This window comes from Nocardia sp. NPDC050412 (assembly GCF_044458825.1).
Classification (GTDB): Bacteria; Actinomycetota; Actinomycetes; order Mycobacteriales; family Mycobacteriaceae; genus Nocardia.
Map to the genome: position 1 here is coordinate 724,145 of NZ_JBITIJ010000001.1, position 18,942 is coordinate 743,086.

14 protein-coding genes are annotated in these 18,942 nt (G+C 65.4%); 8 read left to right on the forward strand and 6 right to left on the reverse strand.

The annotated features are described in order from the left end of the window. The first annotated feature begins 229 nt into the window (after window positions 1-229). Window positions 230-1,030, forward strand: coding sequence for a VOC family protein (locus ACIBI6_RS03415; protein ID WP_364340608.1), 801 nt, complete (start codon window positions 230-232; stop codon window positions 1,028-1,030). Between the two features lie 124 nt (window positions 1,031-1,154). Here the strand turns inward: ACIBI6_RS03415 and ACIBI6_RS03420 are convergent, their stop codons facing one another. Further along, complete coding sequence (locus ACIBI6_RS03420) at window positions 1,155-1,625, reverse strand: hypothetical protein (protein WP_396955156.1); 471 nt, start codon at window positions 1,623-1,625, stop codon at window positions 1,155-1,157. Further along, window positions 1,622-2,326: an alpha/beta fold hydrolase gene (locus ACIBI6_RS03425; protein WP_396955157.1), complete on the reverse strand. Its 705-nt coding sequence runs from the start codon at window positions 2,324-2,326 to the stop codon at window positions 1,622-1,624. Before ACIBI6_RS03425 ends, ACIBI6_RS03420 begins: the two co-directional genes overlap by 4 nt. A 242-nt stretch (window positions 2,327-2,568) precedes the next feature. Here ACIBI6_RS03425 and ACIBI6_RS03430 point away from each other — a divergent pair, with 242 nt between their 5' ends. Next, window positions 2,569-3,777 (forward strand): protein kinase family protein, encoded by a 1,209-nt coding sequence (locus ACIBI6_RS03430; RefSeq protein ID WP_396955158.1) that lies wholly within the window; start codon window positions 2,569-2,571, stop codon window positions 3,775-3,777. 291 nt (window positions 3,778-4,068) lie between these two features. On the opposite strand, the gene ACIBI6_RS03435 is transcribed toward ACIBI6_RS03430, so the two are convergent. The 3 genes from ACIBI6_RS03435 to ACIBI6_RS03445 form a co-directional block, all read right to left on the reverse strand. Then, window positions 4,069-5,520, reverse strand: coding sequence for an amidase (locus tag ACIBI6_RS03435; protein ID WP_364340614.1), 1,452 nt, complete (start codon window positions 5,518-5,520; stop codon window positions 4,069-4,071). Between the two features lie 235 nt (window positions 5,521-5,755). After that, window positions 5,756-5,893: a hypothetical protein gene (locus ACIBI6_RS03440; RefSeq protein WP_364340616.1), complete on the reverse strand. Its 138-nt coding sequence runs from the start codon at window positions 5,891-5,893 to the stop codon at window positions 5,756-5,758. A gap of 115 nt (window positions 5,894-6,008) precedes the next feature. Beyond that, window positions 6,009-6,395 (reverse strand): ketosteroid isomerase family protein, encoded by a 387-nt coding sequence (locus ACIBI6_RS03445; RefSeq protein WP_364340618.1) that lies wholly within the window; start codon window positions 6,393-6,395, stop codon window positions 6,009-6,011. Between the two features lie 234 nt (window positions 6,396-6,629). On the opposite strand from ACIBI6_RS03445, the gene ACIBI6_RS03450 reads away from it, so the two are divergent. Continuing rightward, the gene (locus tag ACIBI6_RS03450) at window positions 6,630-7,646 is read left to right on the forward strand and encodes an alpha/beta hydrolase family protein (protein WP_364340620.1); all 1,017 of its coding nucleotides are present in this window, start codon (window positions 6,630-6,632) and stop codon (window positions 7,644-7,646) included. An 84-nt stretch (window positions 7,647-7,730) separates the two neighbouring features. Here the strand turns inward: ACIBI6_RS03450 and ACIBI6_RS03455 are convergent, their stop codons facing one another. After that, entirely contained in the window at window positions 7,731-8,948 is a 1,218-nt protein-coding gene (locus ACIBI6_RS03455) for a helix-turn-helix domain-containing protein (RefSeq protein ID WP_364340622.1), read from the reverse strand. 828 nt (window positions 8,949-9,776) lie between these two features. Here ACIBI6_RS03455 and ACIBI6_RS03460 point away from each other — a divergent pair. The 5 genes from ACIBI6_RS03460 to ACIBI6_RS03480 are packed head-to-tail and all read left to right on the forward strand — an operon-like array spanning window position 9,777 to window position 18,842. Next, complete coding sequence (locus ACIBI6_RS03460; protein ID WP_364340624.1) at window positions 9,777-10,040, forward strand: acyl carrier protein; 264 nt, start codon at window positions 9,777-9,779, stop codon at window positions 10,038-10,040. 3 nt (window positions 10,041-10,043) lie between these two features. Continuing rightward, the gene (locus ACIBI6_RS03465; protein WP_364340626.1) at window positions 10,044-16,043 is read left to right on the forward strand and encodes an aminotransferase class III-fold pyridoxal phosphate-dependent enzyme; all 6,000 of its coding nucleotides are present in this window, start codon (window positions 10,044-10,046) and stop codon (window positions 16,041-16,043) included. Further along, window positions 16,040-16,879, forward strand: a complete 840-nt coding sequence (locus tag ACIBI6_RS03470) for a hypothetical protein (RefSeq protein ID WP_364340628.1) — start codon at window positions 16,040-16,042, stop codon at window positions 16,877-16,879. The genes ACIBI6_RS03465 and ACIBI6_RS03470 overlap by 4 nt, the downstream gene beginning before the upstream one ends. Further along, window positions 16,876-17,130 (forward strand): acyl carrier protein, encoded by a 255-nt coding sequence (locus ACIBI6_RS03475; RefSeq protein WP_364340630.1) that lies wholly within the window; start codon window positions 16,876-16,878, stop codon window positions 17,128-17,130. Before ACIBI6_RS03470 ends, ACIBI6_RS03475 begins: the two co-directional genes overlap by 4 nt. Continuing rightward, on the forward strand, window positions 17,127-18,842 hold the full coding sequence (locus ACIBI6_RS03480) for a fatty acyl-AMP ligase (RefSeq protein ID WP_364340632.1): 1,716 nt from the start codon (window positions 17,127-17,129) through the stop codon (window positions 18,840-18,842). The genes ACIBI6_RS03475 and ACIBI6_RS03480 overlap by 4 nt, the downstream gene beginning before the upstream one ends. The last annotated feature ends 100 nt before the right edge of the window (window positions 18,843-18,942 follow it).

Consider the following 18,942-nt stretch of genomic DNA (forward strand, 5'->3'; position numbering starts at 1 on the left):
CGGTGCAGGCGCGTGGCGGCGTGCCCACCGGGCCGATTCCGCACAATCGGCCCGGTGGGCATTCGGTTGTCGTGACCCGTTGCGGTGACGGTAAACGTTCAGCAAACTCCAGACACCGGCAAGGAGATGCTGGTTCACTACTAGAAGGCAGTGTGATCGGCACCTTCTCGGGTGGGCTCGGTACGCCCGCCCGCGACCTGTGGCAACCGACGAGTGAACGGAGATATCGATGCCTGTTCGAAGCACACCTTGGTCCGAGGGCACCCCGTGTTGGGTCGATTGCCAGGTCGACGACCCGGTGAAGGCGAGCGAGTTCTACGCCGATCTGTTCGGCTGGACCATCGACGGCGGTGGGGACGATGCGGGCGGATATCTGATGGGGATGAAGGGCACGGATGCGGTCGCCGGAATCGGCCCGAAACCGCAGGCCGAGATGCCCTCGGTGTGGACGACCTACCTCGCCGCCGACAATGCCGACGCGATCGCAAAGAAGGTGGGCGCGGCCGGTGGTCAGGTGGTCATGCCCCCGCTCGACGTGCTCGACGCCGGGCGCATGTTCATCGGAATCGACACCGTCGGCGCGGCCTTCGGCGTCTGGCAGGCGCGTGCGCACAACGGCGCCGCCGTCCACAACGAGCACGGTGCCTACTGTTGGAATGAACTGCACACCCGCCAGCTCGACACCGCGAAGAAGTTCTACGCCGACGTCTTCGGCTTCACCTACGCCGACATCGGCGACGGTAAGAACATGATCTACGCGATGTTCACCCCGCGCGGCGGCGAACAGCCCGCCGGCGGTATGAACGACGACACCGTGATGCCCGGCGATCCCATGCCCAGCTACTGGCTGACCTGGTTCCAGTTCGACGACGTCGACGCCGGGGTGGCGCGGGCTTCCGAGCTCGGCGCGAGGGTCCTGATGCCCGCCTCCGACTCGCCGGCCGGCCGGATGGCGATGGTCGCGGCGCCACAGGGCGAGGTGTTCGGACTCATCGATACCAACGTGACGGTCGGGGATATGCCGCAGTAACGAGCGCGGCACGTTCGGGTCCTCTCGGGCCGGCGTCGGCGCCGCCGGCGTCGGAACCGGCCGCGCCCGCTGTCTTCGTGCGTTCATTCCGCTGATCCGCCGCGACGGACAAACTCTTGTGTTCTCATGGTGCACAAGACCTTCCAGCAATGGACCCGAGCGCGGGCATACCGAGATCGGTTCCCGCCGACCGCCGTTGGAGCGAAGCGTCGATCTGGCTGAGCTTGTCCTCGACACCGCTGTAGCTGACTTGCAGGAGGCCCTCGACTTCGCCGAGCCAGCCCTCGCGTTTGGCCTCGATGATGCGGGCTTCGAGGTTGTCGCGGATCTCTTCGAGCCTGGCTCGTTGGGCCGGGTCCGGTCTCAGGAGCGAACACCGGATACATGCGTGTTCGTGCTGTTCCCCGGAAAAGTGCTGTGTTGCAAGGGATAATGTTGCGTTGCGCGGTGTCGATGTTGCCTCGGAGCTACTGCCAGTCGTGAGGCCGCCGGGTCGGCCGTATGTTTTTTTAGTGGCGCCAGCACTGCTCGAACCGGTGATAGGCAGTTGGCACTGGAGCAAAAACGTTCCTTTCACCCAGAGGCGGGTGATCATGTGGGGGCGCGGCATGCTGTTGTGACGAGGTCGACCCACACGCGTGGATCGGTCGACCACAGGTTGTGGGCAACTCCGGGTAGTTCCTCGAACCTGCCGTGCGGGATCAATGCGGCGAGTTGCCGCAGTGGCCATGACGGGCGGATGTCGTGCTGCGGGGAAATGAATGTCATGGCGACGACGGAGTCGGCGAGTCGGCGGAGCAGGTCGGGTTCGTGAATCCACTGCACGAACGACGCGCTCAGTGCGGCGTGAACGCCTGGTTCCCAGTCGATCTCGATGTCGGCTTCCAGATGCCGCGCGGACTCGTATGCCTGAGACCAGGTGCGGTCCTTGTGTAATCCGTGACCGGCGACGCCGATGACGGATTTGACTCGGTCGGGATGATCCAGCGCATAACGCACCGCCAGGTCCGAGCCCCAGGAATGGCCGAGCACTACCCAGCTGTCGATACCTTCGGCTCGCCGCACCGCTTCGATATCGGCGACTGCCCGACCGAGGTCGTGTGGCCCACCCTCGGAGCGTCCGACACCCCTGGGCTCTGGATACCACGCCCGCATCCCGCGAGGTGCCAGCCCGTCATCCTCGAGGTAATGGACACAACCGGGTCCACCGGACAGAACCACGACATCCGGACCACGTCCAGTGACACCGACGTGCAGCAAGGTCCCGTCATCGGCCGGTACCATCATCGATCGCATTTCGCCCCCTGGCTGCCAGCGAAACCGGGGTACCGATTTCGCCGCCTCCACCTCATTGCCACCCTATCGGTTCGGCTGCGTACGCACGTCGCTCCGAATTCGTCGCTCCGCCAAGCGCGCTGCTTCGATGCTGACGTTGAGGAGTCGACTGACGACGGCGGGGACTGTAAACGCAACGGCTCTGTCCCACTTTCGACTCTGTCTCACGCTCGGTGGTAACGCCAAGCAACTGAGGTCACCATGTGTCGGTGCGTGAGGTGCCGAGGGTGCTCGGTGTCGACGATTTCGCGCTTCTGCGTCGTCACCGGTATGCCAGTATCGTGATCGATGCTGCAGTGACGTCCTGTTCACCTGACGCGGCGATATCCGGCGACGCGGCGACGAGCCGTGACATGTCGCGCCCGGCGCGCCTGCGCGCTCACAGCGCTGTCTCCACGGCCCTGGCGTTGCACAGCGATCATGCGTTGCGTGAGCTCGTGGATGCGGCCGTGCCGATCGGCGTCGGTATCGGCGGGAAGTCGGTGCTGCTGGAGGTCGCCGGAACCCCGGTTTTCGTGAAGCGAGTGCCCCTCACCGATCTGGAACGACAGCCGGAGCATGTCCGGTCCACGGCGAACCTGTTCGATGTGCCGCTGTTCTACCATTACGGCGTTGGCCTCATCGGCGGGGCGGGCTTCGGGGCTTGGCGCGAGCTCGCCGTGCACACCATGACGACGAACTGGGTGCTCGCCGCCGAACACGAGGGCTTCCCGCTGATGTATCACTGGCGGGTGTTGCCGGACACGACGCCGCTGCCGGAGGAGCTCGCCGACATCGATCGCGTCGTCGCCTACTGGGACGGCCGACCGCAGGTACGTCACCGAATCGAGGCCCTCCGAGACTCTTCGGCGAGCATCGCGCTGTTCCTGGAGTACATCCCGCAGACCCTGCACGAGTGGCTGAACGTCCAGATCGAGGCGGGCGACGAGGCCACCGACCGGGCCTGCGCCGTGGTGGAGCGGGAACTGGCCGCTGGCATCGCGTTCATGAACAGCCGTGGGCTGCTGCACCTCGACGCGCACTTCGAGAACATCCTGACCGACGGTCAACGCCTCTACTTCGGCGACTACGGCCTCGCGCTCTCCTCGGGGTTCGATCTCTCGCCGGAGGAGGCCGCGTTCTTCGACCGGAACCAGAGCTACGACCGCGGCTATACCGCCACCTACCTGGTGAACTGGCTGGTCACCGCCCTGTACGGGCTCCGGAGGGAGGACCGGGAGGCGCGCGCCACGATGGTGCGCGCCTTCGCCGAGGGCAAGCCGCCGGAGGGCATCCCTGAGGAGGCCGCCACGGTCCTCACCCGGCACGCGCCGATCGCCGCGGCGATGTCCGCGTTCATGCGTGCGTTCCAGCAGGGGAGCCGGAACACCCCGTATCCGGACGAGGAGATCCGCCGCCTGCTGGGCGGCTAGGCCTCTGTGCTCGTTCAGCCCGTATGACGGACCCGGAAGCGGGGGCTCGGCGGGATCCCGGTCGACGACCTGGACGGGCGGCCATACCCATGTTCGTGCGTCGATCTGCGATCGATGCTGCACCGCAGTGTATTTCGTGTCGCAAACCGCCCTGAATGCGGCAATACCGTGCGTTGCCGCGAACGCCCCGTGGCAATGGCGGATGTCGACTTCTGCAACGATTCTCGGGTCGTCGTGGTCGGTTGCGATTTCTACGGCGCCTCGTCCTGGGTGGACACCCGGTGGTGCGGGTTACTTCGGTGCCTGGAAGCCGCCGATCTTGTGCTCGAGTAGTTCGGCCAGCCGCAGTGGGGTGCGGTCCTCGAACATCGGACCGATGAGCTGCACGCCCACCGGCAGCCCCTCGGGGGACCGGCCCGCGGGTATGGCGGTGGCGGGCAGGCCGGGCATGGTCGCCACACCGGCCCAGACGAGCTGGTCGAAGTACGGGTACTCGACGCCGTCGATGTCGATGTGCCGGTTCTCCAGACCTCCGTTGTGGTCGTGTGGGAAGGCGGGAGTGGGCGTGATGGGGCACACCACGGCGTCGAACTCGGCGAAGAGCTGCCGCCAGCCGTGGCGGTGGAGTTCGCGACGGTTGTTCGCCTCGACCCAGTCGCGGTGGCTGAGCACCATGCCGCGCAGCCGCGCCGCATCGAGACTCCGGTCGTCCGCGCTCAGGGCGGCGGCGTGGGTCTGCAGCTGTTCGTACACGTCGACGGAAAGACTTGTGGCGGCGTTCGACAGCATCAGCAGCATGTAGAGCGTCGCCGCTTCGGTCGGATCGGGCAGCAGCGGACTGCGCCGTTCGACGCGGGCGCCCGCGTCGACGAGCGCCTCGGCGACCCTGTTCACGCCCGCCCGCACCGCCGATCCGGTCGGAATGAGCGGATGGTCCTCGATGATCAGGACACGGAAGTCGGCCAGCCGCTCGTGGCGCGCGGGCGGCAGTGCGACGTCGTAGGCGACGCCGTGGGTCAGCGGGTCCGGTCCGGCCATTACGTCCAACAGCAGCGTCAGGTCGCGGGCGGTGCGCGCCATCGGGCCGACGACGGCGAGGTCGAGGTCGATCGGCATTGCCGGTGCGGGCGGCGCGACCATGCCGCGGGTCGGCGCCAGCCCGAGTGTCGGCTTGTGTGCGTAGATGCCGCAGAAATGCGCGGGGGTGCGCAGCGAACCGGCGAGGTCGGAGCCGATGGACAGCGCGCCGAATCCGCACGCCAGGGCCGCCGCCGAACCGCCGGACGACCCACCCGACGTGCGGCCGTGATCCCACGGATTGTTGGTGGTGCCGTAGATCTCGTTGAAGCTCTGGATATCTCGCAGCGTCAACGGCACATTGGTCTTACCGAGGATCACCGCGCCGGCGGCCTTCAACCGCGACACCTGTACCGCGTCCTCGGCCGGTATATAGTCCCGCTGCGCTGGGATGCCCCAGGTCGTGGGCAGCCCGGCGATGTCGTAGGACTCCTTGACCGTTACCGGAATGCCGAGCAGCGGCCGGTCCTCGCCGCGGGCGCGCGCCTGGTCGGCAGCGCGTGCGGCGGCCCGCGCATTGTCGAAGTCCGGTACACAGATCGCGTTGATCGCCTTGTCGTCGCGCTCGATCCGGGCGATCGCCTCGTCGGTCAGTTCCTCCGAGGTCACCGCACCGGCACGCAAGGCAGCTGAAAGCTCTTCGGCCGACTGAAAATTCCACTCCATGAATCCGACGTTATTGGCCTGCGGCGGAGGACATAAAATGCCGCTTCGCACAACGGGAAAGTCGAACGGACTACCTGCATTGGTGAAGTCACGCACTCGTTGTGCCATCGAGGACGGTCCACCCCAGGTCACAGCGTCGGCAGTGGGCCAACTCCACTAGCACAGGACATGAAATTCCGCTTCGCACAACGGGATAGATGTCTCAATGCTCATCATGTTCGTCTCCGGCCACGGACTATTCGCCCGGCCGCCGGCCATGGCGACGCGCGGCGGGATCGGTGTCGGCCTGGAAGTTCAGGAGACCTTCATCGGACACCCGCGCGTACTCCGCGAGGCTGCGAACCGCCGTGTACCCGGACAGCTTCATCAGCATCGGTATGTCCGGTCCTGCCGGGCAGAAGCGCGCGACCTGAGAACGCACGCTTCAGCTGAAGCCAATTTGTGGCATCGCGTGACACGAAGGTCTGGCGGGATCGTCCAATCGCGATCTAGATGCCTTGGAAGGTCTGGTCGGCGATCATCGAGGAGCTGTTCAGCGTGAATGATGTCTCGAACGGACGAGCATCTGGAGTTCCGTCCAGCATGAGATTTCCAGTCGCCCGAAGAAGCGTAGAGGAAGCGATGTCTGACTGGACATCGATCGCGTTGACGTTGTACCCAGCCTGCGGGAATCGGACGAGCTGCTCGAAGATCGCCGTCGTGCCCACGTACGGAGTGTCCCCGACTGTGAGTTGCGCATCCTCGGCATACCAAAGCTCCAGTGTGCTCTGTCGGGCCGTGAGCTGCGCGAAGTAGAGGGTGGTGAAACTCCGTCCTCTCGAACGCTGAAACCGGACTGCCTCGAGATCCCGTTCTCGGTGCGGCGTGGCTGACATTTCGGTCTGGTCGTAGCGGCTAGAGCCGTCCCGGCTCGTTATGTCGTACCCCTAGCAGTGCGGAGCCCAGTCATGAGGTGTCCAGACCCTGTCGGTCCGCATTTGCCGCGGAGTTCTGCGGTTCTAGCGTTGGCGCAGTTTCGGCGCCGTTGATCAACATGAGTGGCGGCTGCCGAGGAATAGCGCGCTTCTGCAGGAAGGAAAGCAATGGGACCCAGGTGGGAACGATCGGCCATGAGCGGCTTGGAAATACTGTGTGGTCGTTGGGTGCATGCGCTGGCGGTGGTTGCCGTTGCCGCGGGTGTGGTCGTGGTGCCGTCGGTCGCGAATGCTGATGCGCCGTCGTCGATCACCGGGTCGTGGGCTGAGGATGATCGTACGGTGCAGTTGCGGGTGTATTCCGCTGCGATGCAACAGGACATCATGGTGAAGGTGTTGCGTCCGGCGGATCGGTCGACACCGCGGCCGACGTTGTATCTGCTGAATGGGGGTGGGGGTGGGCAGGACAGTGCGACCTGGCAGAAGAACACCGATGTGCTGAGGTTTCTCGCCGACAAAGACGTGAATGTGGTGCAGCCGGTGGGTGGTAAGTGGAGCTACTACACAGACTGGCGTGCGCCGGATCCGAAACTTGGTCTGTACAAGTGGAAGACGTTCCTCACCGAGGAGTTGCCGCCGCTGATCGATGCCGAACTCGATACCACCGGCGTCAATGCGATCGCGGGGCTGTCCACTTCGGGCACTTCGGTTTTGCAGTTGCCGATCGCGAAACCTGGTTTGTACCAGGCGGTTGCGGCTTACAGCGGTTGTGCGCAGATCAGTGATCCGATCGGGCAGCAGTTCGTGAAGCTCGCGGTGGAGGGTTGGGGCGGCGGCGATACGATGAATATGTATGGGCCGTCGAATGATCCGATGTGGGCGGCCAACGATCCGTACCTGCATGCAGAGCGGTTGCGCGGCATCCACCTGTTCATCTCTACCGGTACGGGCGTGCCCGGCATGTACGACGTCTACGACGGTACCCACATGCAGCCCGGGCCGCGTGGGTTCTTCAATCAGCTGGTGATCGGCGGTGTCATCGAATCCGCGGTGAGCTGGTGCACCCAGAACCTGCGCACCAGACTCGATCAACTGGGCATCCCGGCCACCTACGACTTCCAGCCCACTGGGACCCACTCGTGGGGGTATTGGCAAGAGGCACTGAAGACTTCGTGGCCGGTGCTGGCCGCGGGGCTCGGCCTACCTTCGTGATCGGCGCACCCGCCTGACACTGAAAGGCCCGCCGGGCGATCCTCCGGCGGGCCTTTCGGTATCACGAGTGTACGGGCGTCTTTATCAGGTGCGGTACGTGCGCGCGACCAGAGCAGAGCGCAGGTACCACAGCCCGGACGGCTGTGACGGGTCGAAGCCGGTGAGTTGTCCGATGCGCTTGAGCCGGTAATCGACCGTATTGGTGTGCACGTGCAGCACCCGGGCGGTGCGCTGGCGGTTGAGGTTATTGGCGATGTGGCGCTGCAGCGTCTCCAGCAGTTCGGGGTGTTCGTCCAGGGGGTCCAGCAGCGAACCGAGGTATTCGCGGCCTGGGCCCGGCCGGGTGAGCTGATATTCGAGGGCGAGTTCGTCGAAGCGGTAGAGCCCGGCCACCGCCTGCAGCCGCTGCACCATGTCCAGGAGTTCGTGGGCCTGGTCGGCGGCGTTCGGAATCTGTTCCGGCGTGGCCACGACCATGGTCGCGGTAATGCCGACCTGCGCGGCGTGCGCGAGCCTGACCACCACCGCGTCGAGTTCGTCGTTGTCGAATTGGGCCGAGGGGATCAGCACGGTGCCGCCGTCCACGCTCAGCAGCGACAGCGCGCTCGCTCCACATTGCGTGGCGAGTTCGGCCTGCAGCCGACGTAACTTGCGCCGGGCCACCACCTGGGCGTCGAGCATCGGATTGTGCTCGTCGCGATGCGCTGGAATGGCAACGGCGAGAACGTCATACGACTCCGCGATGGCAATACCGCATTCGCGGGCCATGGTCGAGGTGCTGTGCCCGCCGAGCAGCGCGGAAGTGAGCGTGTGCACGGCAGTGTGGTGCTCGCTGACGACGGCACGCAGCTCGCGGATGTAGGCCACCGAGATCGCCGAGGTGAGCTTATCGAGCAGTTCGATGACCATCTTGGCGCCGTCGACGAGATTGTCGTAGTCCTTGATCGTCGCACTGGACACCACCAGCTGGAGGCCCATCTGGAAGCCCTCGTGGATGGAATGCAGGATGGTGTCGATGGGCACGCCTTCGCGGGCCCAGCCCGCGGCATGGTCCTCGAGCCGCTGCACCTTCTCCGGGATGTCCTTGCCGTCGAGCATGCTGACCGCGATTTCGAGGCAGACGCGGGTGCTGGCGGTGAAATCGCCGGTAATGGCATCACCTGGCATCGTCGAGCAGGGGATGACGTTGTCCACGAAGTGGCCGACCATCTGTCGGGACAGCGCGCGGACATCCTTGAGTGGGGACGACATCGGCTTGCCCGAAAGGGTCAGGGTCGGCCTGATCGAGTGGTCGACGGGCATTGGCGACTCCTATTCGGCCACGGGTGTAGCTGTGTGGAGCATTCACACTAACTGCCCGAAGGGGCGTGTGGACTGGTTCGCATGGTTCTGTGAGAGTGCGCTATCCGGGCGGTCGGGCGCTTGTGACCGGTCACAGTGCGTCAGAGGAGCTACCGGCCGGTAATGAGAGCCGTCACATCTGCCGCCGGGACCAGAAGTTAGCCGGAAGTTCGGGCATGACGCAGGACCGGTTACCCGAGGTAAAAAAGGCGTTACGTGACTTTGTATTCCGCGCGAAATGTGCTAGAGCCCAGTGCAAAACAAAAGTACCGATGGGTCGGTTCGGAAACTCTGCATTCCACTCGGTGAACCGGGTGTGAACAGCGCATTTATTGACAGATGATTCCGCACCGCGGCGGGTGGGCGAATTGACGAATTATCTGTGACGGTGAACCGCGGAATGTATTGTCTCAGACGCAGCCTCGTCGGGTCCCATTTTTGGGCGACCTAGCCGAGTGCTTCGCATGTCGCATGACCGAATTAGCGAAACAGTTGCTGAAAGTTCGACCGCGCTCTGAGTCGGCGCTATTCACATTGCCAGTCGGAAATCGGCGGTGTACAGATGTGTGCATGCACCACTGTGATTGCTGACAGTTGTGCATATGGACGAAATATCGGACGTGACAGTCCTGATTGCCGTATCGGAGGGCAAGTGATCGCAGTCTCGGCTGACCGAGAATTCCGCGCTGACCAGCGAATATTACTGGCAAACGCGACGGATTCGATGGTTTGCACCCGCGTTGCGCGCAGGGTGTACGCGGCAGGTTCGAGCGCGTCGGAGGACGTGCGATGACCGGGTTGCATGATGTCGGTACACGGGTGCGTGAACTCTTTTCACGGGGATTGCAGGTGCCGTCGATCGATGTGAATACGCCGTTGCTGGATTATGGCTTGGACTCGGTCCGCTCAGCGGAACTCGTCATCGAACTCGAGCGTGCGTTCGGTATCGAGATCTCCGATGCCGAGGCCACGACCCTGCATACCGCGCGCGACGTAATCGACTGTGTGGTCGCCAAGTGTGCAGCCGACCGGAACTCTGGAATCGGAGCATAAGTCGTGTCGGCAGGCGTTCTGTTTTCGAAACAAATAAATTCCTCCGCCATTGTTTCCGAAGACGAATTATTCGATGACTTCGCCCGGCACAACCGTCCTGGACTGGCTCGGCTGCTACGCGCCTGCCATCTGGATGTCGTGTACGCGGGCGCCGAAAGTGACTACCTGATCCGGCCGGATGGGACCCGGGTTCTGGATCTTGTCGGCGGTTTCGGTGCGGCGCTGTTCGGGCACAACCATCCGGCGTTGGTGCGGGTGGCGACCGCGCAACTCAATCAGCAGATGCCGTTCGTCTCCCAGGGCAGTGTCCGGCCGGGGGCCGCCCGACTTGCCCGAAGACTTTCGGAGGCGGTGGCCGCCGAGAGCGGTCGCGAGCACGTGGTGACCTTCGGGTCCACCGGCGCCGATGCGGTGGAGGCGGCGATCCGGCACGCGGCGGTGGCGCATGCCCGCGCCCTCGACGATCTGGAGACCGAACTGCGGCGCGGCCTGCGCCGGGTTCGGCGCGACGGCCTGCACGATGTTCGTCCGATTGCCGCGGCCGACAACGGATCCGACGACGATGGCCGCTCGGTCGCCGAGATTCTCACCGAATCGCTGCGGGAGATAGACGAATTGCGGCGGTGCGGACCGGTTTTCGTCTCGCTGACCGGTGCCTTCCATGGCAAGACAGCCGGTGCCTTCGCCCTGACCGAGCAGGCCGATACGCCCGCGGACCTGGTGGTGCCCGGCCCGGAGCGGCGCAGGCTCGACACCTGGGACCCGGACGCGGTGGCCAATGCGTTCGCCGAGGAACTGCGGCCGGTATGCCGGATTACCTTCGATGGCGCGGGTCGGCCGGTGCGATCGTGGACCACGATCTCGCCGATCGCCGCGGTATTCACCGAGCCGATCCAGGGTGAGGGCGGTGTCCGGGAGGTTCCGGCCGCGACGCTGCTGGCACTGCGCGAGTTGGCCGATCGGCACACGGCGGCCTTGGTATTCGATGAGATCCAGTCGGGCATGGGCCGCACCGGAACATTCCTCGCCTCATCACCGTCGCAGGTGAGCGCGGACTACTACCTGCTCTCGAAATCGCTGGGCGGTGGGCTGGTGAAGATCTCCGCCCTGCTGGTCGACCGGCAACGCTCGATTGCCGACTTCGGCCGGTACCACACCTCGACCTTCGCCGATGACGATCTGTCCTGCGCGGTCGCCGACGCGGCACTGGACCTGTTGCGGGACAACCAGCTCCGGATCGCCGATACCGGCGCGCGGCTGCGATCGCGGCTCGACGCGGTGGCGCGGCGCTGGCCCGAGGAGATCGTCGCCGTGCGGGGGCGCGGGCTGTTGCAGGGCATCGAATTGTCGCCACCGGAACCGACATCCGCACTGCTGCGCGAGATCTGCGATCCGGAAATGTTCGGGTATGTGGTGGCGGGTTATCTGCTGCATGCCCACCGAATTCGCATGCTGCCAACACTTTCCGCGCCGACCACACTGCGCATTCAGCCCTCGGCGTTCCTCGCCGCCGCCGAGCTGGACCGGCTGACAGCGGCGCTCGACGATCTCGCCGCACTGCTGCACCGCGGCGACTACGCCCGACTGCTCGCACACTTGGCCGCACCGGTCAGCACGAATTGGCCGGTGCCGGAACGCAGGTCGCCATCGCGGCGGCGCACCAACGAGGTCGCCCGCGACTGGAACGCCCCGACCAGGGTCGTGTTCCTGGCCAATCTGCCCGACGCCGCGGATCTGCGCAGATTCGCACCGGAACTGTCCGAATGGTCCGACGGCCAATTCGCCGCCCTGTTCGAACGGTTGCGCGGGGTGGCTGAACCCTTCGAACTGACCAGACAGATCGTCACGTCGCCGACGGGCGCAGCGGTCGAGGTATGCCTGATCGCGGTGCCGATTTCGGCCGAACAGATCATCGAATGCCAGCGCGCCGGACATCGCGCCTGGCTGCGCGATCTGGTGCTGGAGGCGGTGGAGCATGCAATCACGTTGGGCGCCAGCGTAATCGGTCTCGGTGGGTACACCTCCATCGTCACCAATGCCTCGCGCGATGTCGTGGAGGACGCCGTCAAGGTGACTTCTGGTAATTCGCTCACCGCGGCCTGTGCCTACGAAATGGTTCGCGCCGAACTAGCCCGCCTCGAACCGGGGCAGCGCCGGATCGGTGTTCTCGGTGCGCTCGGCAATATCGGCGCGGTGATGGCGGAACTGCTTGTGCCGCTGGCTGATTCGGTGACCCTGGTCGGGCGTGCCGGGTCGGCGTCCCGGCTCGAGCGGGTGGCCGCGAGTCTGCCCGGCGTGGTGACGGTCAGTGAGGACCTGACCGCCCTGCGTACCTGTCGCATTGTCCTCACCGCCACGAATTCGGCCGTGCCCGTGGTCACCGCCGAAGCACTGGCCGACGACCATCCGGTGCTCGTGGTCGATCTCGCGGTCCCCGGCGATGTGGCACCCGCGGTGTCCCAGCAACCGAATATCACCCTGGTCTCAGGCGGCCGCATGGCGCTGCCGCTGGGCCAGACACCCCCGTTTCCCGAAACCGGGCTGCCCGCCGGGGTCGTCTACGCGTGTATGGCCGAAACCGTACTGCTCGGTTTCGAACCGCGCACGGCGAGTCCGTCCTATGGCGGCCTGACCGTGGCAGGCGTACGCGCCGCCCGCGACCTGGCCGCCCGTCACGATGTGCGCCCGGTTCTGCTTCCGACAGGAGCTTCCACCGTGTCCGAAACTCCCACCGCAGCTCCATTCGCCCCGATGTTCCTCGGCGCGGCCGATTTCGCACCGGACCACGCCGGCGGCAAGGCAGGGACTCTGCACGAACTGATCGTGGCCGGATTCGAGGTGCCGCCCGGCTTCGTCGTCACGGCCGATCTCGATCTGGCCGAGGTATCCGATGACGACCTGAAAGGCTGGGTCCGGGCGCTGGGCGGCTTCCCGGTCGCCGCGCGTTCGAGTGGTGTGCTCGAAGATCTCGATGACGCGAGTTTCGCCGGTCAGTACGAGTCGTACCTCGATATCACCGATGTCACGACCCTGCGCAAACATATCGAGCAGTGCCGAGAGTCGGTGCACAACGAGCGAGTTCGCACCTATCTGGCCAGGCGCGGCTATCACGAGGCCGGCGCCCCGGTCGCCGTTCTGGTGCAGCGTATGGTCGACGCGCGTTGTGCCGGTGTCGGTTTCAGCATCGACGCGCTCACTGGCATCGAGGACCACGCGGTGGTCGAAGCCTGCCGCGGACTCGGCGAACGACTCGTCTCCGGACATGTCACGCCGACCAGATACACACTGCGACTGTTCGACGGCGCGGTGGTCGAGCGGGCGGCGGGTGATGAGGATGTCGAGCTGAATGCCACCGCCACAGCCGAACTCGCCGCCCTCATGCTCGCGGTGCAGGCGCACCGGCACCGCCCGCAGGATATCGAATGGGCCATCGACGGCGACGGGAAACTGTGGCTGCTGCAGGCGCGGGCCATTACCGCGATCACCTGGCGTACCGATATCGACCAGTTCTCCGATGCCGATCTACGCGATGGCGGCGTCTCGGCGCGGGTCTGCACGCCGATGATGTTCTCGTTGTACGACAACGCTTTCCAGTACTCGATGCAGCGGTTCTTCGAGCGGTTGAAGCTCGCCGAACCGGGCGTGGAACCGGACTGGATGGCCATGTACTACGGCCGCGCCTACTGGAATGTCAGTGCGGTGAAGAAGTGCTTCTTCCGCATCCCCGGCTTCGACGAACAGCATTTCGATGACGACCTCGGTGTGCTCAACGACTACGGTCCCAACGGTCCGCACCGCACCCCGACGAATGCGAAGACGATCGCCAGGGCGCTGCCCGCGGCGCTGGCCGTGCAGAAGAGCTACCAGGATCAACTGGCTGCGGTCGACGCATTCGCAGCGGAATGGCCCGCGAAATACGCGGTGTGGCGCGAGCGAGTACGCGAACTGCCACAGACCGACCAGGCCACCTTCGTCGCGGATCTGGCGGACTGCCTGCTCACCTTCCATGCCGCCACCGAGCGCACCTACTTCACCACCATCTACAACAACTCCAGCGTCCAGACCGACTTCAAGCAACTGCTCGACAAGGTGGATGCCGCGACCGGCGCGACCACCTCGGCCATCGACCTGATGGGCGGGCTCGCCGATATCAGCCATATGCAGTTGCAGCGCGGCATCGTCGAATTGCACCGGGTAGCAAGCGATCACGGCCTCGACAGTCCCGAGTGGGTTGAGGCGCTCGGTGCCTTCCTCGACGAGCAGGGCTTCCATGCCGACGCGGAGCTGGACCTCACCAGCCCGCGCTGGTCGGAGGCGCCCGAGCGGGTGCGCTCGATGATCGCGGTCATGCTCGAACACGGCAACCCGCCCGCGGATCCGGATGTGACGCTGGTGGATCAGCGCAAACGCTACGAAGACGAACTCGCCGGGGTGCGCGCGCGGGTACGGGCCAAGCCGCTCGCACGGGTGAAGCACGCCAAGGCTTTGGATAAGCAGGTCGAGCGGATGCGCCGGTATCTCGTCGCGCGCGAGCGCATGCGGGAGTTCTCGTCGCAGTGCTACGCGGTCGTGCGCGCGTATGTCGTGGAGGCGGGGGTACGCCTGGCTGCGGCCGGCACGCTCGAGCAGGCCGATGATGTGTTCCAGCTGTCGATCCATGAGCTGTGCGATTTCACGGCCGGGCGGGTGGATATCTCGACGCTCGCACCGCAGATCGTGTATCGCCGTGCGGTGTACGCGGGCTACCGGGACCTGGTACCACCGCATGAGCTCGGCGGCGGAGTCACCGTGGGCGCGGTTCGCGAGATCGGCGAGGGCGATCTGACCGGACTCGGCTGCAGTCCCGGCATCGCGGAGGGCACCGCGCGAGTGATCACTTCGCTGGCCGATATCGACCAGCTGCGCGAGGGAGACATCCTCGTAACTCGGTTTACCGATCCTGGGTGGACACCCGCGCTCGGGTTGGTTTCCGCCGTGGTGACCGAAGTGGGCGGCATGCTCTCGCACGCGGCGGTAATCGGGCGCGAATACGGAATACCGGCGGTGCTGAATGTCGCGGGTGCGACAACCGCAATCCGCTCTGGTCAGCGGATCCGAGTCGACGGCGGTGTGGGGGTCATCAGCGTGCTGGAGGCTTCGTCCGAGCCGGTTGCGCCGCCGTCCGGTCGAGGCAACCACGCGCAAACTTTCGATGTCAGCGCGGAACCGCAGCAGGCGCGGGAGCGTCCGCGCCCGGTCCCCGACGTGCCGCAGGCACCCGAACCGGGTGAGCCCGCCGCGCCTGTGCGTGCGGTGCCGAGACTGCCAACTGAGCCCAAGCAACAACCCCAGCCCCCGGAGCGCCCACGCCCGGCGGCCACCAGAACGGATGAACCACTGACCGCACGCAAACGCCTGATCTGCATCGCCGGTGCCGACGGATCGGGCAAGACCACCCAAGTGGCCCGCATCGCCGCGGAATTCGAGGCGCAGGGCCAAAGCGTTGCCGCCGTGACCATTTGGGACGCATTCCTCGATCCGAAGGTCTCCTCGAAGCTGCCGTGGCGCAGTCCGGCCGAGATCTACGGCTACCTGAAACTGCTGTCCCCGCTGAGTCGCGCGCACTTCCTGTTCCACGCCATGCAGTTGTCCTTCGACCTCGCCGCCGAACGCGGTTCGGACATCCTGTTGGCAAATGCCTACTGGTACAAGTACTTCGCCACCGAAGTCGCGCACGGCGGCGATCCGGCGGTGCTGCGCAAGCTGGCGGCTGGATTCCCGGAACCCGATCGCACCTTCTATCTCGCGGTGAGTCCACAGGACGCATTGGGGCGCAAGCAGTTGCGCAGCGACTACGAGAGCGGCTACGGCGATGAGGAGACCTTCCTGACCTTCCAGCGGCGCAGTCACGATGCGCTGGAGGCCTTGTCGGAGGAATTCGGGTGGATCCGCCTGGACGGTACCGACACCCCCGCCGACATCACCAAGGCCGTTCTCGCTCAACTGCGGGAGGACGACCGGTGACCCGCCGCGTCGCGATCGTCGGCATCGATGGTTCGGGCAAATCCTCGGTCATGGCGCGGCTGCGCGAATTGGCCCCGGGTACCGGCTCTTTCGCCTCGATGACCTGCCCGGACTTCCACAACACCAGGAATGTGCCGTTGACGGATCTTTCCGAGCAGCTCAAGGCCTTCAGCATCGGATGCGATGAAATCGGCAGCCTGGAAATGAAGGCCACCGCGATGTATCTGCAGATGACGCTGTTCGGTCCGGTCGAGCGGCATTTCCTGACCACCTGGTCGCCGGATGTGCTGGTATTCGAGCGGCATCCGCTGATCGAATTGCTGGTCTACGGCCCGCTGTATGTCGCGCTGGCTCGCCCGGAATGGAACGGTCTCGATCGCGCCGAGGAGATCGCGGCCGTGTTGGAGTGCCACCGGCCGGGCACCTTCGACGACATCCTCGCTTGGCAGCGGTCGGAATCCACCCGGCTCGGCAGCTCCCCGAATATCTGGGACCTGCTGTCGGAGATCGCGGATCTGGTGCGCCGCGACATTACCGAAACCGTCCCCGGCTTCGCCGAACGCTTTCGCACCACACTGCCCGACGCCGTGCTGTGGCTGGACGCACCACCGGTACAGGCCGCGGCACGGTGCGCGCAACGTTCGGGAAACGGGCCGAAAGAGGCCCATGAAACAGCAGAGCGGCTCGGAGCCCTGCGTGAGGGATATCTACAGGTGCGCGACACCCTCGCGGTGGCCTTCCCCGAAGTGGGATTCCACCGCATCGACACCGGCGACGGCGTCGATCTCGAGGAGTCGGTCCGCGCCTGCGTGACCGAAGGGAAGTTACTCGGGTGAGTACACAGGCAAGTACCCCGGCCACCGAGATCGAGGCGCGGGTGCGCGCCATTGTCGGTGAGGTGCTGTGGGTTTCGGCGGACGAGATCGACGCGTCCGCGCAATTGATCGACTACGGACTGGATTCGCCGACCGCGATCGAGCTGACCATTCAGCTGGAGCAGGCATTCGGCATCGTCATTCCGGAAGATGCTGCGGCACAGTTGAATACCGTCGGCGAGATCGTGCGTTACGTGCGAGGTGAGCAGTGACGGCATTGGTTCCTCAGCACCCGACGATCGTGCATGCGCTACTGGCCAATGCCGGGAGTGCAGCGTTGGCACCGTCGACGATTTTCGTACCGGAGCGCGGCGACTCGGACGGTGAAATTGCCTGGCGGCATGATGATCTCGCGTCCGCAGCAGGCAGGACCGCGGCGGCGTTGGCCGCCGAGGGTGTCGAGCCGGGGGATCGGGTGATGCTGTGTCTGCCCACCTCCCCGGAGTTCGTCACGGCGTTCTTCGGTGCGCTGCTGCTCGGTGCGGTGCCGACCGCGGTGGCGACGCCGGGCGGGTTCGGTTCGGCGGATATTTTCCGCGACAAGTTCACTCGGCTACTCAGTTATCTGGAACCAGCGGCGGTGGTCGCGACCCGGTCGGTACTCGCAGGGGGAGAACTGCCGGACGCCGTGGCCGCCATCGATGGCGATGTACTGCACGCCTGGGCTTGTTCACCCGACGCGCCGACGCTGGCACCCAGACTCCCCGAACCGGAGGATCTGGCATTCATCCAGGCGACCTCCGGTTCGACGGGAACACCGAAGGGCGTGCAGATCACCCACGCGAATCTGGCGGCCAACTGCGAACAGATCGCACAGGCAGCCGCGATGGGTGCGGGTGACACGTGGGTCGGCTGGCTACCGCTGCATCACGATATGGGCCTGATCGGCGGATTCCTGACGCCGGTATTCCGCGGCATCGATGCGGTGCTCATGCCACCGAGCCGATTCCTGCGCAGTCCGGGGGACTGGCTGCGTGCGGTCGGCCGGTATCGCGGGACATTCACGGCGGCACCGAATTTCGCGTACGGATATGCGGCGGCCCGGGTTGCCGACGCCGAACTCGAGGGCGTGGATCTGTCGAGTTGGCGGTTCCTGTTCTGCGGCGCCGAGCCGATCCATCCGCCGACCGTGCAGAGCTTCGTAGACCGGTTCGCGGCTTGGGGACTGCCGAAAGACGCGCTGGTGCCCTGCTACGGCATGGCCGAGGCATCCCTTGCGGTCACCGTGAACCGCCCGCACGCGCCGGTTGCCTACGACTCGGTGTCACGTCGCGCGCTGACCGGAAACGGTGTGGCCCTGGATATTTCGGAAGACGACGTCGATGCGATGAATATCGTCGACTGCGGCGCACCGCTGCCCGGTACCGAGGTGCGCATCGTCGACGCGGACGGCGTGGTGTGCGGTGCGGACGTCGTCGGTCGCATCCAATTCCGCGGCCCGTCGATGACCATCGGCTATTTCCGGCTGCCCGAAGAGACCGCAGCGGCCACTCGGGACGGCTGGTGGGACACCGGCGATATCGGCTACCTCCGCGACGGTCGGCTGCGCATCACCGGCAGGCACAAAGACCTGATCATCATCCGCGGCGCGAACTACCTGCCCACCGATTTCGAGCTCGCCGCACAGGAAGTCGCTGGTGTGCGGCTAGGTGGTGTCGCGGCCGTTGGTCACTCCGATATCCGAGGGCTTTCGGAGGAATTGCATCTCATCGTCGAATCCGGTGCGGAGGCAACCGAACACGACGCTTTGCGCCGAGCGGTGCGCGTCGCGGTGAGCAAGCGCACCGGTGTGCTGCCCGCCGGGGTTCGGGTGGTGCCGCCGCGCAGCATTCCGAAGACCACGAGCGGCAAGGTGCAACGCGCGGAGGCCCGGCGGCTGTTCCTGGTCGCGGACGATCTGGTCGGTGCCGGGGGCGCGGCATGAGCGAGCGCAGTGAGCGAACAATCAACACAGCCGTGATCACGGTCATGATGGAGCCGATCGTGAGCGAGGCGCAGTCATGAGCGAGCGCAGTGAGCGAACA

What these genes read in the sequence shown, in the direction of transcription:
- ACIBI6_RS03415 (WP_364340608.1), top strand. Translation starts at nt 230, where the DNA reads ATGCCTGTTCGAAGCACACCTTGGTCCGAGGGCACCCCGTGTTGGGTC.
- ACIBI6_RS03420 (WP_396955156.1), bottom strand. Translation starts at nt 1,625, where the DNA reads ATGATCACCCGCCTCTGGGTGAAAGGAACGTTTTTGCTCCAGTGCCAA.
- ACIBI6_RS03425 (WP_396955157.1), bottom strand. Translation starts at nt 2,326, where the DNA reads ATGCGATCGATGATGGTACCGGCCGATGACGGGACCTTGCTGCACGTC.
- ACIBI6_RS03435 (WP_364340614.1), bottom strand. Translation starts at nt 5,520, where the DNA reads ATGGAGTGGAATTTTCAGTCGGCCGAAGAGCTTTCAGCTGCCTTGCGT.
- ACIBI6_RS03440 (WP_364340616.1), bottom strand. Translation starts at nt 5,893, where the DNA reads ATGCTGATGAAGCTGTCCGGGTACACGGCGGTTCGCAGCCTCGCGGAG.
- ACIBI6_RS03445 (WP_364340618.1), bottom strand. Translation starts at nt 6,395, where the DNA reads ATGTCAGCCACGCCGCACCGAGAACGGGATCTCGAGGCAGTCCGGTTT.
- ACIBI6_RS03450 (WP_364340620.1), top strand. Translation starts at nt 6,630, where the DNA reads ATGAGCGGCTTGGAAATACTGTGTGGTCGTTGGGTGCATGCGCTGGCG.
- ACIBI6_RS03455 (WP_364340622.1), bottom strand. Translation starts at nt 8,948, where the DNA reads ATGCCCGTCGACCACTCGATCAGGCCGACCCTGACCCTTTCGGGCAAG.
- ACIBI6_RS03460 (WP_364340624.1), top strand. Translation starts at nt 9,777, where the DNA reads ATGACCGGGTTGCATGATGTCGGTACACGGGTGCGTGAACTCTTTTCA.